Here is a 14,498-nt window from a genome sequence, read left to right as displayed (position 1 = left end):
AGCGGGCGGGGCGGACGCGGGACGGGCCTCCCGTCAGCCGCGTCAGCGCGGGGCGGTCGTGCGGCGAGCAACCAGGCGGGGCTCGACCAGGGACTCGGTGGCGGCCAGCCCCGGGTCGGCGATGCGGGCGAGCAGGCGCTCGCCGGCGCCGCGGCCGATCTCGACGCTGCGATCGTCGATGCTCGTCAGGCCGACGTAGCGCGTGGCGGCGACGGGGGTGTCGTCGTAACCGATGACGGAGACGTCCTCGGGGACCCGGAGTCCGCGTTCGGCGAGTTCGGACAGTGCGCCGAGGGCCATCACGTCGTTGGCGGCGAACACCGCGGTGACGTCGGGGTGCTCGTCGAGCAGGGCGCCGAGGGCGCGGGATCCGGCCTCTTCGGTGGGTTCGCCGGGCAGGACCACGACGGCGACGCTTGCACCCGCACTGGCCGCGACGGTTGCCTCGAACCCTGCGCGGCGTTCCTTCGACGCCGCCGAGCTCGCACCCACGAAGCCGAGCCGCGTGTGGCCCAGCGCGAGCAGGTGCTCCGCCGCCATCCCGCCGCCAGCGCGGTCGTCGTTCGCCACGGTGTCCGCGCGGGGGATCGACACGCGCCCGCCGGCGATGACGACCGGCATCGACGCCGGGATCGCCAGGTCGGTGTCGGGCTCGCCGGCGATGACGATGCCCTCGACGCGCATGGACAGGAAGCCCTCGACCGGCGAGGCGTCGAGCCCCGTGTTCAGGAACCGGTCCGCGACGACGAGCCGGTAGCCCTGGTCCTGCAGGGCCTCGCGCAGCCCGGTGAGCAGGTCGACGAACCACTGGTTCCGGAAGTCGTCGAGGACCACGCCGACGGTGCGGCTGCGGGTGCCGGCGAGGGACACCGCGGCAGTGGAGGGCCGGTAGTCGAGCTCCTGGATCGCCGTGAGCACGGCGGCCCGGCGCTGGGCACTGACCCGGGGGGAGCGCTGCAACACCAGGGAGACGAGGGACTTCGAGACCCCGGCGCGCGCGGCGACGTCGTAGATGGTCGCGGGTTTGCCGTCTCCCATGATGCGCTTCGACCTCCGTTGGTTCGTCCGTCGATCGTAGCGGGCGGCGGGGTTCCGTTCGGTGCGTCGAGTGAGCAGAAGACGACGGGTGCTGGATGCTCACCCGTCTTCTTCTGCTCACTCGGTGCGCGGTGCGCGGTGCGAGTCCTCCACACGGGAGGCGCGGTGTGCGTTGTGCACAGAACAAACGTTCGGCCTGCGGAGGCGGGGCGCGGGGCGCGAGCGTGGTGCGCATGCAACCACGCGCACTTCCGCCATCGCTCCGCGGGCGAGCGTTCGACGTCGGAGCCGCTGACCGTGCGGGTGTTCCGCGTGAACGGCTCCAGCGCCGAGACCTCGTCTGCCCGACGCGGTCCATCCGCTGGGCGCGTGACCGTCAGCCGGACCAAGTCCAGCGAATCCAGGCACTGCGACCGGTCCTGTTGCCTGGCCAGTTCATCAGCCACCTGTCGGCCGCAGTCCTGTGGGGGCTCCCGATCATGTGCTCTGACGACGATCCGGTCCACATCACGAGCGTGCTGCCGCAGACCCAAGCCCGTCGGAGCGGGGTGGTCGGGCACCGCATCGCGGCAGAGCGCGCGTCGGTCCGACTTCGTCGCGGCATGCCGGCGAGCGCGCCTGACGCGGTCTGGGTCGAGTGCGGCGCGATGCTCGACGCCGACGAGCTGGTCGTGCTCGGCGACGCGATCGTCACCGAGGGCCGCTGTGCGACGACTCCGGGCGACCTCGCCGTCGCGCTCGCCGCAGCCGGCACCCGCCGTGGCGTCCGCAAGCTGCGGACGGCACTCGAACTCGTGCGGGTCGGTGCTGGCTCACCGCAGGAGACCCGGGCGCGACTGACGATCGTGCGCGCCGGATTGCCCGAGCCGGAGCTGCAGGTCGACGTGCTCGACGAGGCAGGGCGGTTCGTGGGGCGCGTCGACATGGCGTACCCGGAGCAGCGCATCGTCATCGAGTACGAGGGGGACCAGCACCGGACCGACGCCGAGCAGTGGGGTCGTGATCTGCGGCGCTACCGCGAGATGGAGCGGCTCGGCTGGGCGGTCGTGCGGTGGACGAAGTCGGACCTGGGCGTGCACGTGTCCGGCGCCGTCGACCACCTGAGGGAGCTGCTTGCGCATCGGACTCGTCTCGCTCCTCGCTCCGGTCGCACCGAGTGAGCAGAAGACGACGGGTCGCCTCGGGCCACTCGTCGTCTTCTGCTCACTCGGCGAACGCGGGGCGCGCGACGCTGCCCGCCCCGCGCCGCCGCCCCGCTACCCGATCAGGCTCGGGCGCAGGTCGCGCAGCGTGCGGGAGCGGGTCTGCCGCGCCGTGACCACGAAGGACACGAGCAGCGCCCCGAGCAGCCAGCAGAGCAGCACGCCCGCGTCGGACCACGCGGCGCCGAGGTTCCCGCCGTACATCGTCTGCCGGATCGCGTCGACCGAGTACGTCATCGGCAGCGCGAAGTGCAGCGCCGCCAACTGCCCCGGCAGCGTCTGCCACGGGAACGTGCCGCCGGCGGTGACGAGCTGCACGAGCATGAGCACCAGGCCGAGGAACTGTCCCACCGACCCGAGCAGCACGTTGAGCGCCATGATGACCGCCGCGAACGTCGCCGAGGCCAGCACCATGATCCCGATCGTGCCGCCGACGTGCACCACGTTGAGGTCGAGGGCGAAGCGCACGATGAAGAACAGCGCGACCATCTGCACCAGGCCGAGCAGCGCCGGGGTCAGCCATCCGCCGAACACCACCGCGAGGGGCTTCCGCACCGCGGTGATCGCCCGCTTCGAGATCGGCTTGAGGATGAGGAACAGCGCGTACATGCCGATCCAGGCCGCGAGCGAGATGAAGAACGGCGCGAGGCCGGCGCCGTAGTTCGACGCCGCGGCGACGTTGTCGTCCCCGACCTTCACCGGGTCGGAGATGACCGAGGCCTGCGACTCGCGCTCCGAGGCGTTCGACGCGGGGATCTTCGTGCGGCCCTCGTCGAGCGACGCGGCGAGCTTCGACGACCCGGTCTTGAGCTTGTCCAAGCCGGAGACGAGCGACGAAGCACCCTTGTCGGCGGACGCTGCGCCAGTCGCGAGCGACGAAGCACCTGACGACAGCGTGGGTGCGGCGGACGCGAGCGCAGACGTACCGTCTGCGACCTTCGCGGCACCCGTCGAGAGCGTCGACGCCCCGTCCGCCGCCGACGAGATGCCCGAGGTCAACGTCGGCGCCGCTGCAGCCAGCTTCGACGTCCCGGCGGCGAGCGTGTCCGAGCCGTCGGAGAGCTGCTGGATGCCACTCGTCAGCGACGGAGCCTTCTCGGCGAGCTGCGATGCTCCGGCGGACACCTGCGCGCTGCCGGTCTTGAGCTTCTGCAGGTTGCCGGACAGCGCTCCGGCACCGGTGCCGAGATTGGCACTGCCGGTCTGCAGGTTGTCGAGCCCGGCGAGCAGCTCGGTCTTCTGGTCAGCGTTGAGCACCGTGGACGCCTGTACAACGGGCTTCAGCGACGCGACGAGTTCCGGCGACTGCGCAGAGAGCTGCTGGACACCCGCGATGAACGGCGCGGCCTTGTCGGCGAGCTCGGCGTTGCCGCTGGCGACCTTCGATGCACCGGACGCGAGCGTCGCCGAGTCCGCAGGCAGGGTCGACGTCTGGTCGCGGAGCTGGTGCAGCCCGGTCTGCAGTTGCTGCGCCCCACTGTTCAACTGCTGCGTCTGCGACGGCAGCGCCGCCGTCTGCTGCTGCGCACTCGCCAGCCCTGAGGCGAGCGTGGAAGCACCCGACGCCACCTGCTGCGCCCCGCTGTCCAGCTGCTGGGTCTGGGACGGCAACGACGCCATGCCGGACGCGAGCTCCGCCGCACCGGACGACAGCTTGCCGGTGCCGTCCGCCAGCTTGCGAGCCCCCGAGTCCGCCTTCGCGGTGCCGGAGGCGAGCTGGTCGGCCCCGTCGACGGCGTCGCCGAGGCTGTCGCGGACGTCGGCGAGCCCGACGAGCAGGGTCTTCGCCGCCTGCTTGCCGACGCGCTCGGCGACGGCCGTGCGCATGGTCTTGCCGGCCTGCTCCGCGATGGTCGAGGCCAGGTACGAGTTCGTGTCGGCCGTCGTCATGACGAGCTTCGCCTGCGTCGGGTCGTCGGACTGCGCGGACACCAGGTGCTCGGAGAAGTCGTGCGGGATCGTGACGACGAAGTCGTAGGTGCCGTTCCGCACGCCGGAGCGCGCGTCGGCGGCGCTGGTCTTCGTCCACTTGAAGTCGGCGCCGTCGATCGCCTCCTTCGTGACGTCGGTGCCGTAGTCGACCTGGTCGCCGTCGAGGGTGGCGCCGGCGTCGAGGTTCACGATCGCCGCCGGGATCTGGTCGAGCTTGGCGTACGGGTCGCGGTTCGCCCACAGGTACGCGCCGCCGTACAGCAGCGGCACGATCATCAGGGCGATGAACGCCAGCCGTGCGAGCGGGGTCGCGGTGAGTCGCGCCAGTTCGGCGCGGACGAGCGAGGTGGTGGTCACGGGGTTGCCTCCGTCGGGACGGTTGCGGATTCTGCGGTGACGGAAGGGCCGGACGGGAGGCCCGGCTCGGTTCCGCCGGACAGGGCCGCGTCGTCGGGACCCTCGGTCTGGAGCGCGACGTGCGTCGCGGCGTCGTCGTGCGTCTGGACGGTTTCGGTCGTGTCGAGCAGCGTCTCGACGGTCGCGGCTGCGGCCTTCGAGGTGACGAGCACGACGGTCACGCCGCGTCGTGCGACGTCGCGGAGGACCGCGAACCACTCCTCGACGGCGCCGCCGTGCCGCTCGGGCGCGGTGACGACGAGCCCGGTGACGCCGTCGCGGAGCAGGGCGAGCTCGACGAGCAGTCGCACGCGCACGGCGGTCGGCACCCGCTGGACCGGGGTGTCCGCGTAGTGCCGCAGGCCGAGCTCCTCGAGCACGGTGTCGACGTGGTCGCGCGAGGGGCGCTGGGCGGCGAACGCGAGCTCCTCGCGCACGATCTGCTTGACGGCCATCACGGGGAAGGGCTCGGCGACGCCCGGGGTGTCGACGAGGGCGAAGGCGCGGCGCACGGCGGCGGCGTCCTCGTGCCCGTCGAGCAGCAGCCGCCCGGTGTCGGGCTGCATCCGGCCGCCGGCGACGAGCGAGGCGAGCACGGGGGCCTGCTCGGTCTCGACGGCGACGACCCCGGGGTGTCCGGGCGCGGCGACGGCGGAGACGACGGGCAGTGCCGCGCCGGGCTCCTCGCCGATGCCGACGTGGTCGAGTTCGAGCGTCATGCGGGGTCCTTCACGGGGGAGACAGCGGAGCCGGTGGCCGGGGCCGCGGGTTCGGACAGCAGTGCGGTGCGCCAGTCGATGCCGGCCATGCCGAGCGCCGACAGCACCACCATGCGCCGTCCGGCCTCGTCCGGGGTGCCCGACCGGGTCGCCTCGTCGAGGACGGCGATGCACGCGCCCTCGACCAGACGCCCGAGGGTGGCGGGGTCGACGTCGTCGCGCATGGCGCCCTCGGCGATCCCGAGCGTGCACGCCTGGCGGACCTGGGCGCGCAGGGGTGCGAACACCTCGGCGACGGGCTCGGCGAACGGGCTGCGCACCGCGACCCGGGCCATGGACCGGACGTGCGAGACCTCGGTCCAGAGCGTCACCGCGATCGCGGCGAGCCGGGCGGCCGGCGGCAGCTCCTGCAGGTCCGAGGTGGTCGGCATGGCCGCGGCGATGCGAGCGGCACCGGACGTCACGACCTCGCGAACGAGGTCGTCACGTGACGGGAAATGTCCGTACACCGCGCGGCGCGAGAGTCCCGCGGCCGCGGCGATCGTCTCGATGGAGGCGTCCGGATCGCGCTGCAGGCAGGTCCGTGCTGCGTCGAGGAGGGCTGCCCGGTTCTCGGTCGCGTCGCGGCGGGGTGCGCGTGCGGGGTGGGGAGCAGTGGTCACGAACCCCATCGTAATAACGTGCACACGTGTGTGCAACTTAACAGGAAGACCGGCCCTCGAACGGGGGTGTCCCCCAAAGTGCGGACTGCCCTTTCTGAATGTAAGCGCATAACTTCACAGCAATCTCATGCGAACCACGGACTGAGCCTGGAGTGCCCTCTTTGAACCGTGCAACACCGAACCACGACCCGAACCCGACCCCGAACTCCCATCGCATCGCACGCGTCCTGACCGCCGGCATCGCCGCCGTGGCCCTGACGTGCGGCGGCCTCGCAGTCGGGGGCGCGGCCTCCGCAGCTCCGGCCGGGGTGTCGGTGGCCGACCTGAAGCTCTCCGCACCACTGCGCGACGCCAAGCCCACCAAGACCGTCGCCGCCTTCGTGCGCACGACCGGCCAGGGTGCCCTCGAGGTGGACGCGAACGCGAAGGGCGGTGACCTGACCAAGTCCAAGACGCAGTCCTCGGCAGCGAAGAGCCGCGTCAAGGCGATCGAGTCGACGACCGCGGCCGTCCGCGCCGCCGTGAAGCGCGCCGACGCCGACTCCACCGAGCTCTACTCGACCGAGTACACCGTCCCCGGTGTCGCGGTCGTCGCCGACGTCTCCGCGCTGCAGGACATCGCGAAGCGTTCCGACGTCGAGAGCATCATCCCGCTCACGCCGAAGAAGATCGTCGAGCCGACGGTCAACGCCGACGCGAGCGCCGCTCCGTCCGGTGTGGACCCGAGCCTCGTGAAGCCGGGCGCCGACGGCGTCTCGCCGAATAACGCCGCGAGCGACGTCTACACGCGCTCGCTCAACGCCTGGCAGCAGACCGGCCACACCGGCAAGGACGTCAACGTCGCCGTCCTCGACACCGGCCTCGACTACACGCAGGCCGACTTCGGCGGCCCCGGCACCACCGCGGCCTACCAGCAGGCCCTGGCGAACGCGAGCTCCGGCGCCCCGGACCCCAGCCTGTACGACGCGTCGAAGTTCCTCGGCGGGTACGACTTCGCCGGCGCGACCTACAACGCCGACCCGACCGACCCGGCCTACGACCCGGTGCCGGCTCCGGACGGCAACCCCATCGACGGCAAGGGCGGCGACCACGGCACGCACGTGTCCGGCTCGATCGCGGGCTACGGCCTGACCGCCGACAAGCAGCAGTTCGACGGCGACTACACCAAGCTCACCACGCAGCAGGTGCAGGACATGTGGATCGGTCCGGGCACCGCGCCCGAGGCCGGCCTCTACGCCCTCAAGGTGTTCGGTGACGGCGGCGGTTCGACCGACGTCACGGGCGCCGCGCTCGACTGGGTGGGCCAGGCGCTCACCGAGGGCAAGGACATCAACGTCCTGAACCTGTCGCTCGGCTCCGACTACGGCGCACCGGACGACCCCGACAACGCCAAGATCGACGCGCTGACCGCACGCGGGGTCCTGCCCGTGATCGCCTCGGGCAACGCTGACGACTTCACCGACATCGGTGGCTCGCCGGGCAACGCCGAGGGCGCGCTCACCGTCGCCGCGAGCGCCACCGGCCAGTCGCTGTACGACGGCGTGCAGGCCACGGCCCCCGCGAACGTCGCGAAGACCTACCGGTCGCAGTACTCGCAGAACTTCACGGGAACCCTGCCGGTCGAGGGTGACGTCGTCGTCCCGACCAGCAACATCGACGGCTGCGCCGCGTTCAGCGCCGCCGACGCCGCGAAGATCGCGGGCAAGGTCGTCTGGCTGAAGTGGACGGACGGCGCGCTCGAGTGCGGCTCCGGCGTGCGCTTCAACAACGTCCAGGCCGCCGGCGGCATCGGCGTCCTGCTCGCGGGCACGATCAACACCTTCGACTCGGGCATCGCCGGAAACGCGACCATCCCCGGAGCCGAGCTGACGCTGGACGCCGCCACGAGCCTCCAGGCAGCTGCCAAGGCGGGGACCCTGCACGTGCGCTTCGCGGACGAGCTCAAGGGCTTCGAACTCGCCACCGACCCGGAGGCCGTGAACACGCTCGCCGGGTTCACCAGCCGGGGCGTCCACGGGTCGTTCAACGACATCGTCAAGCCGGACATCGCCGGCCCCGGGGTCAACGTGATCTCGGCGGCCAACGGCACCGGTGACGGCCGCATGTCGATGAGCGGCACCTCGATGGCCACGCCGGACGTCGCGGGCATCGCGGCGCTGACCTTCCAGGCGCACCCGGAGTGGAGCGCACCGCAGGTCAAGGCGGCGCTCATGAACACGGCGACGCACGACGTCAAGGACGGCTCGCGATCGGCGACCCTGCTCCGGCAGGGCACCGGCCGCGTCGACGCCCTGCAGGCCGTGACCGCCGGCACCACCGTGCGGAGCGTCGAGAACGACCTGCTCGTCACCGCCTCGTTCGGTGTCGTCGAGGTCTCGAGCGCGACGACCGAGAGCCGCACCCTCCAGATCGCGAACACCGACGGCGTCGCGCACACCTACGACGTGGCCTACCAGCCGCAGGTGTCGCAGCCCGGCGTGACGTTCGCGCTCAACACGAAGCGTGTCACCGTTCCGGCGAACCGCACCGCGACGGTGAAGCTCACCTTCACGATCGCCGACCCGACGAAGCTCCGCCGCGTCATCGACCCCACCCAGGAGTCGGTGCAGCAGGGCTACCAGCGCGAGTTCGTCACCGCCGCCTCGGGCATCGTGGCGTTCACGCCGACCGACACGACCGCGGTGCCGCTGCGCGTCGGTGCGTACCTCGCACCGAAGCCCGTCAGCTCCGTGCAGGGTCGCTCCACCGTCGCCTTCACCGGCCCGGGCAAGTCGGCCGACCTGACGCTCAAGGGGCGCACGGTCGACCAGGGCGGCCTGACGACCGGCTACCACGCCGCCGTCGCACCGTTCGTACTCGGCGGGACCGACCCGGTCGAGTCGTTCCCGGCGGGCTCGGCGAAGCGCTCGCTGCAGGCAGCGGACATCCGCTCCTACGGCGCGAGCTACGACAAGGCCTCGGACACGATCGCGTTCGGCATCCAGACGGCCGGTCCCGACGCCAACCCCGGCGCCGTGACCAACGTCGAGGTGCTCATCGACACGAACCGTGACGGCGAGCCCGACTACCTGGTCTACAACGCCAAGTCCGCCGCGGTGGACGCGACGTTCGCGACGACGATCGACCTGGCCAAGGCCGCGTCGGACGACCCGGACGTCGACCCGGTCGTCGACGTCCAGCCGCTGAACGGCGGGGCACCCGGCCAGGACGTCAACACCTTCGACAGCTCGGTGAAGGTGCTCACGACCACGGGTGCGCTGATCGGCGCGAAGGGCAAGTTCACCTACTCGGTCCTGACCGAGTCGGCGTACGCCCCGGGTGCCGCGACCACGGGTTCCTCCGTGGTGGACGAGACGAAGAGCGCCTCGTTCGACCCGTCGAAGCCGGCACTGTCCTTCGCGCAGGGCCGCAGCACCGGCGTCCTGTTCGCCGACTCCGGCGCCCTCCGGGTCACCCGCGCCTCGGGTGTCACGAAGGCCACCGTGCTGCTCCTGCACCTCGGCAACGCGTCGGGCAAGCAGGCCGGCACGTCGACCATCTCGGTGACCCCGCCCACGCTCGCGCTCGCCGCGGGCAGCAAGGTGACGGTCAGCGGGACGGCGAAGGTCGGCTCGAAGCTGTCGGCCGGCCACGGCAAGTGGAGCACGACGAAGGCGACGTACAAGTACCAGTGGCTCCGCGACGGCAAGGTCGTCGGGAAGGCCACCGCTGCGACGTACAAGCTCGGCACGTCCGACGCGGGACACAAGTTCTCCGTCAAGGTGACCGCGCACGCCTCGGGCTACAAGGACGGAACCGCAACGTCCAAGTCGACCGCGAAGGTGTCGCGCAAGTAGTCGCCGCGAGCGCGTCCGCGCGCCGCACATGGTGAGCAGAAGATGTCGGGTCCCGCGTTCGGACCCGACATCTTCTGTTCACGGAACGGGATCCGGCGGACCGCAGACGCGGAATCGGGACAGGTAGTTAGACAAACTAGTTATCGGGTGCCAGGGTTGCAGCATGCAGAACACGCTGAGCCAGCTCCGGGCCAACCCGACCGAGTGGCGCCGCCGGGGGCTCACCCCGCCCGACGTCGTCCAGGCGATGATCGAGCAGCGTCTCGCCGAGCCCGGCTACTCGCAGCCCGTCGGCGACCCGTCGTACCAGGACTTCTTCCGCGCCTGATCACGCGGCGTGCGAAACGGACGGACGGGAGGCTCGGTGCCAGCTGGCACCGGGCCTTCCGTCCGTCACCTGGGTGCGTACCGGGCGTTACTCGCCGACCTTGTCGTCAGCCGCCTGCTGGGCCTTGTCGATCTGGTCGCCGTGGCCGCCGCCGGTCGCCTTGTCGGCCGCGTCGCCTGCCTTGTCGAGGCCGGCGTCGGACGCCTGCTCGCCCTTGTCGCTGTTCGCGAAGTCCTTGGCCTTGTCACCGAGGTCACTCATGTCGTGCTCCTTCCGATGGTGGATCTGACCGGTACGACGGTGCTCCGGAGCCACCGAGCGTCCACACAGCCTGTGTGGTCCGGACGAGAGGTCGCGGTACCGGTGACTACGCGACCATCTGCACGACGGTGCCGAGCGGGAGTGCGTTGATCGCATCGACGGCATCACCGTCGAGGCGGACGCACCCGTGGGACACCGCTCCGCGGGCGACGGATTCGTAGTGCACGCCGATGAGCCCGCCGTCGTCACCGCCGAACGGCTCGTCCGCCGCTGCGGAGTGCAGCGTCGTCAGGTTGATCTGGTGCACCGTCTGGTCCTGGGCGGGATCCAGGTACCTCGCCTGGATGTAGCCGACGACACCGGTCGGGGTCGGAGTGTCCCCGGCACCGACGCCGGCCGGGAACTCGTGCACGACCTTGCCGCTCGCAGCGACGATCAACACGGTCTGGTCACCGACGGAGATGACGACGTGGTCGTCGAGCGCGTCGCCCTGGTGCAGCAGGTCGCGGCGCATCCAGCCGGCGGTCTGCGCTGGAGCGCCGCCCGGTGCAGTTGACGGCAGTGCCTGTCGGCTCGGGGTCATGACGAGGGCCCAGTCGCCCTGGAACCGCAGCGGGACGACGACGGTGGGGTCACCGAGGAAGTTCTCGGCTGCGAGTCTCGCGACCGGCTCGGTGCGGTCGTCGCCGTAGAGCGGCGCGTCGCGCTGGATCGTGTACGCGTGTCCTGCGGCCTTCGGGACGTCAGGGTCGTACGAGGGCAGGAGCCCGCCGATGACCGCGTCGTACCGGGCCTCGGGGAGTGCTGCAACCGTCTTCGTCGACGGTGCGCGGTAGGGCTCGGCGGACGCCGTCGGGGTCGCCGTGGCAGTACCCGTGCTGCTCGCAGCGGTCGGGGCGGGATCAGCGTGGCAGGACGCCAGGCCGAGCGAGAGCAGCACTCCGGCGGCGACGGCGAGGACGAGGCGAGCTGAGCGGGTTGCGTGCATGTGCGGATTCCGGGTCGGGACGGCGAACGGGGACGCGACGATCCGTCGCGCCCCCGCTCGGTGGATGGTTCCGGTGTCAGCCGCTGACGACCGGGAGTGCACCCACGGCCGGGGTGCGGCCGACGGCCGGAGCGGCGCCAGCGCCGGTCTCGGTGCCGGTGCCGGTGCCGGTGCCGGTGCCGGTGCCGGGGGTCGCGCCCTGGTCGCCGCCGTCGACGGGGGTGGTGCCCTCGTCGCCGCCGTCACCCGGGGTCGTGCCCTCGTCGCCACCGTCACCGGGGGCCGCTGCCACGGCGGGCAGCGTGATCGAGAACTCGATGTTGCCCTGGCCCTGGCCGCCACCGACCTGGTTGACACTCAGGTCCTGCTCGACAGCAGCCGAGTCCGAGAAGGTGCCCGTGGTGGACCAGTTGCCGTCGGCGTCCACGATCGTCTGCGGAGCAGCGCGGTTGCCATCGGTGTCCAGCACGTTCACGGTGTCGCCCACGGCGCCGGTCCCGGTGAAAGTCACGGTGCGCGAGTCGACGGTGTCGCCGTCGGTCGGGCTGGTCAGCGAGAAGTTGAAGTCCGCAACCGCGGCTTCGGCGCGAGCCGTGACGGTGACGGAGTCGACCGTCGACAGGTTCGCGCGCTGCTCGTTGATCGTGTAGGTGTGCTCGTCGGTGTCGGTGCCCGGGATCTCGTACGAGATCGTCCAGGTGCCGTCGTCGGAGATCGGGGTGCGGCGGACGGGGTAGCCCACGTCGAAGTTCACCGTGTTGCCGACGGCGCCGGTACCGGAGACCGTCAGCGTGCGGCCGGAGACCGACTGCGACGTGACGGCGAAGGGCAGGACGGCAGCTTCCGCACGAGCGGTCACGGTCAGCGACTCGACCGTCGACAGGTTCGCGCGCTGCTCGTTGATCGTGTAGGTGTGCTCGTCGGTGTCGGTGCCCGGGATCTCGTACGAGATGGTCCAGGTGCCGTCGTCCTTGATGGCGGTGCGCTGCACCGGGAACCCCGCGTCGAAGTTGACGGTGTTGCCGACTGCGCCGGTGCCGGAGACCGTCAGCGTGCGGCCGGAGACCGACTGCGACGTGACGGCGAAGGGCTTGTCCGTGGCCTCGGGGGCGGCGGTGACCGTCACCGAGCCGTCCTGGTTCAGGCCCTTGAGCTGCTCGAACGTGTACGTCTGCGCAGTCGTGTCCGTACCGGGGATCGTGTACGAGATCGTCCAGGTGCCGCTCGCCGGGATCTCCTGGCGGGTGTTGCGGAAGTCCTCGTCGAGCTGGATGTTCTCACCGGGGGTGCCGGTGCCGCTCACGGTCAGCACGCGGCCGGAGACCGACTGGCTGGTGATGGACAGGTCGGCCGGGTCGGCCATCGCGGGGGCGGCGGCGAAGGTGACGCCACCGATCACGATCGCGGCGCACGCGGGGAGCGCGAGCGCCTTCTTGCTCCAGAGAGCCTTGTTCATCGTCGAACTCTTCTTTCCGTGCTGCATGAGGGCACGACTGTTCTGATGCATCCGGGCGCGTTGCAGCGTCCGGTGGTGCTCACGCGAATCTCGCGCTGGCTGAACGGAGTGGGTTGGACTCCGACGTGACGCCGACAGGGAAACCGACGTCGCGGTGCACGATACGTCGTGCTTCCCGAGATGTTCCGGCCTGGAACTATTTGTCCCCCCTTGTGGGGACGTTCGGCATGCACCGACGCGTAATGAGGACAATTCACCGACGCGGCGACGGTGCGGGCGACCGTGTCCGATGGGTGGCGCGCGAGTGACCAGCCGATAGACTCGGGTGGACCACCGGCCCGCCTGGTCGCGTGAGGTCCTCCGCCAACGTGAGGAGAACCAGATGCCCGCAGCAGTCATCATCGGAGCCCAGTGGGGCGACGAGGGCAAGGGGAAGGCCACCGACCTCCTCGGCTCCCGCATCGACTACGTCGTGAAGTTCAACGGCGGCAACAACGCCGGCCACACCGTCGTCGTCGGCGGCGAGAAGTACGCGCTGCACCTGCTGCCCTCCGGCATCCTCACGCCCGGCGTCACGCCGATCATCGGCAACGGCGTGGTCGTCGACCTCGAGGTGCTGTTCCAGGAACTCGACGCGCTGAAGGCCCGCGGCGTCGACACCTCGAAGCTGCTCGTGTCGGCGAACGCCCACCTCATCACGCACTACCACCGCACCATCGACAAGGTGACGGAGCGGTTCCTCGGCAAGCGCCAGATCGGCACCACCGGTCGCGGCATCGGCCCGTCCTACGCCGACAAGATCAACCGCGTCGGCATCCGCGTCCAGGACATCTTCGACGAGAACATCCTGCGGCAGAAGGTCGAAGCGGCCCTCGACCAGAAGAACCACCTGCTCGTCAAGGTCTTCAACCGCCGCGCGATCGACGCCGAAGAAGTGGTCGAGTCGCTGCTGTCCTACGCCGAGCGACTGCGCCCGATGGTCGCGGACACCGCCCTCGAGATCCACCGGGCACTGGAGCGCGGCGACACCGTCCTGTTCGAGGCCGGTCAGGCGACCATGCTCGACGTCGACCACGGCACCTACCCGTTCGTGACGTCGTCGTCGGCGACCGCCGGTGGCGCAGCGACCGGTTCCGGCATCGGCCCGGGCAAGCTCGAGCGCATCATCGGCATCGTCAAGGCGTACACGACCCGCGTCGGTGCCGGTCCGTTCCCGACCGAGCTCTTCGACGAGTCCGGCGAGTTCCTGCGCGCCAACGGCTTCGAGTTCGGCACCACCACGGGCCGTCCGCGCCGCTGTGGTTGGTACGACGCCCCGATCGCCCGGTACACCGCGCGCATCAACGGCGTGACCGACTTCGTGCTGACCAAGCTCGACGTGCTGACCGGGCTCGAGACGATCCCCGTCTGCGTCGCGTACGAGGTCGACGGCGTCCGCGTGGACGAGGTCCCCGTGAACCAGTCGGACTTCCACCACGCGAAGCCCGTCTACGAGGAGTTCCCCGGCTGGACCGAGGACATCACCGGCGCCCGCTCGTTCGACGACCTGCCGAAGAACGCGCAGGACTACGTGCTCGCGGTCGAGGCGATGTCCGGCGCGCGGATCTCCGCGATCGGTGTCGGTCCGGGCCGCGACGCCATCGTCGTCCGGCATGACCTGCTCGGCGCCGGCGCCTGACG

The 14,498-nt window shown here is 70.9% G+C and carries 11 protein-coding genes; 4 read left to right on the top strand and 7 right to left on the bottom strand.

The annotated features are described in order from the left end of the window. Positions 1-42: 42 nt before the first annotated feature. Positions 43-1,038, bottom strand: coding sequence for a LacI family DNA-binding transcriptional regulator (locus tag EDF23_RS07775; protein WP_131921317.1), 996 nt, complete (start codon positions 1,036-1,038; stop codon positions 43-45). 479 nt (positions 1,039-1,517) lie between these two features. On the opposite strand from EDF23_RS07775, the gene EDF23_RS19180 reads away from it, so the two are divergent. Beyond that, positions 1,518-2,198: a DUF559 domain-containing protein gene (locus tag EDF23_RS19180; RefSeq protein WP_165901055.1), complete on the top strand. Its 681-nt coding sequence runs from the start codon at positions 1,518-1,520 to the stop codon at positions 2,196-2,198. Between the two features lie 96 nt (positions 2,199-2,294). Here EDF23_RS19180 and EDF23_RS07765 read toward each other — a convergent pair whose 3' ends face one another. The 3 genes from EDF23_RS07765 to EDF23_RS07755 are packed head-to-tail and all read right to left on the bottom strand — an operon-like array spanning position 2,295 to position 5,949. Further along, complete coding sequence (locus EDF23_RS07765) at positions 2,295-4,529, bottom strand: YhgE/Pip domain-containing protein (RefSeq protein WP_131921315.1); 2,235 nt, start codon at positions 4,527-4,529, stop codon at positions 2,295-2,297. Further along, complete coding sequence (locus EDF23_RS07760) at positions 4,526-5,287, bottom strand: hypothetical protein (protein WP_131921314.1); 762 nt, start codon at positions 5,285-5,287, stop codon at positions 4,526-4,528. Before EDF23_RS07760 ends, EDF23_RS07765 begins: the two co-directional genes overlap by 4 nt. After that, on the bottom strand, positions 5,284-5,949 hold the full coding sequence (locus tag EDF23_RS07755) for a TetR/AcrR family transcriptional regulator (protein WP_123937467.1): 666 nt from the start codon (positions 5,947-5,949) through the stop codon (positions 5,284-5,286). Before EDF23_RS07755 ends, EDF23_RS07760 begins: the two co-directional genes overlap by 4 nt. Before the next feature lie 161 nt (positions 5,950-6,110). Between EDF23_RS07755 and EDF23_RS07750 the strand changes: the two genes are divergently transcribed. Both EDF23_RS07750 and EDF23_RS19175 read left to right on the top strand, forming a co-directional pair. Continuing rightward, positions 6,111-9,785, top strand: a complete 3,675-nt coding sequence (locus tag EDF23_RS07750) for a S8 family serine peptidase (protein WP_165901054.1) — start codon at positions 6,111-6,113, stop codon at positions 9,783-9,785. 163 nt (positions 9,786-9,948) lie between these two features. After that, complete coding sequence (locus EDF23_RS19175; RefSeq protein ID WP_159573348.1) at positions 9,949-10,113, top strand: hypothetical protein; 165 nt, start codon at positions 9,949-9,951, stop codon at positions 10,111-10,113. Positions 10,114-10,200: 87 nt separating this feature from the next. On the opposite strand, the gene EDF23_RS07745 is transcribed toward EDF23_RS19175, so the two are convergent. The 3 genes from EDF23_RS07745 to EDF23_RS07735 form a co-directional block, all read right to left on the bottom strand. After that, positions 10,201-10,374 (bottom strand): antitoxin, encoded by a 174-nt coding sequence (locus EDF23_RS07745; RefSeq protein ID WP_123293590.1) that lies wholly within the window; start codon positions 10,372-10,374, stop codon positions 10,201-10,203. Between the two features lie 106 nt (positions 10,375-10,480). Then, positions 10,481-11,362 (bottom strand): L,D-transpeptidase, encoded by an 882-nt coding sequence (locus EDF23_RS07740; protein ID WP_131881158.1) that lies wholly within the window; start codon positions 11,360-11,362, stop codon positions 10,481-10,483. Between the two features lie 76 nt (positions 11,363-11,438). After that, entirely contained in the window at positions 11,439-12,818 is a 1,380-nt protein-coding gene (locus EDF23_RS07735; protein WP_131921312.1) for a hypothetical protein, read from the bottom strand. A gap of 382 nt (positions 12,819-13,200) precedes the next feature. On the opposite strand from EDF23_RS07735, the gene EDF23_RS07730 reads away from it, so the two are divergent. Further along, positions 13,201-14,496, top strand: a complete 1,296-nt coding sequence (locus EDF23_RS07730) for an adenylosuccinate synthase (protein WP_111086193.1) — start codon at positions 13,201-13,203, stop codon at positions 14,494-14,496. Positions 14,497-14,498 lie beyond the last annotated feature (2 nt).

The sequence above is a fragment of the Curtobacterium sp. PhB128 genome (genome assembly GCF_004340725.1).
In the GTDB taxonomy this organism is placed as follows: Bacteria; Actinomycetota; Actinomycetes; order Actinomycetales; family Microbacteriaceae; genus Curtobacterium.
The sequence above is the reverse complement of the archived record's forward strand: the minus strand, read 5'-3'. Positions and strand labels throughout refer to the sequence as shown.

Excerpts from the sequence above, each read along its gene's own strand:
- EDF23_RS07775 (WP_131921317.1), bottom strand. The coding sequence starts at position 1,038 with ATGGGAGACGGCAAACCCGCGACCATCTACGACGTCGCCGCGCGCGCC.
- EDF23_RS19180 (WP_165901055.1), top strand. The coding sequence starts at position 1,518 with ATGTGCTCTGACGACGATCCGGTCCACATCACGAGCGTGCTGCCGCAG.
- EDF23_RS07760 (WP_131921314.1), bottom strand. The coding sequence starts at position 5,287 with ATGACGCTCGAACTCGACCACGTCGGCATCGGCGAGGAGCCCGGCGCG.
- EDF23_RS19175 (WP_159573348.1), top strand. The coding sequence starts at position 9,949 with ATGCAGAACACGCTGAGCCAGCTCCGGGCCAACCCGACCGAGTGGCGC.
- EDF23_RS07745 (WP_123293590.1), bottom strand. The coding sequence starts at position 10,374 with ATGAGTGACCTCGGTGACAAGGCCAAGGACTTCGCGAACAGCGACAAG.
- EDF23_RS07740 (WP_131881158.1), bottom strand. The coding sequence starts at position 11,362 with ATGCACGCAACCCGCTCAGCTCGCCTCGTCCTCGCCGTCGCCGCCGGA.
- EDF23_RS07735 (WP_131921312.1), bottom strand. The coding sequence starts at position 12,818 with ATGAACAAGGCTCTCTGGAGCAAGAAGGCGCTCGCGCTCCCCGCGTGC.
- EDF23_RS07730 (WP_111086193.1), top strand. The coding sequence starts at position 13,201 with ATGCCCGCAGCAGTCATCATCGGAGCCCAGTGGGGCGACGAGGGCAAG.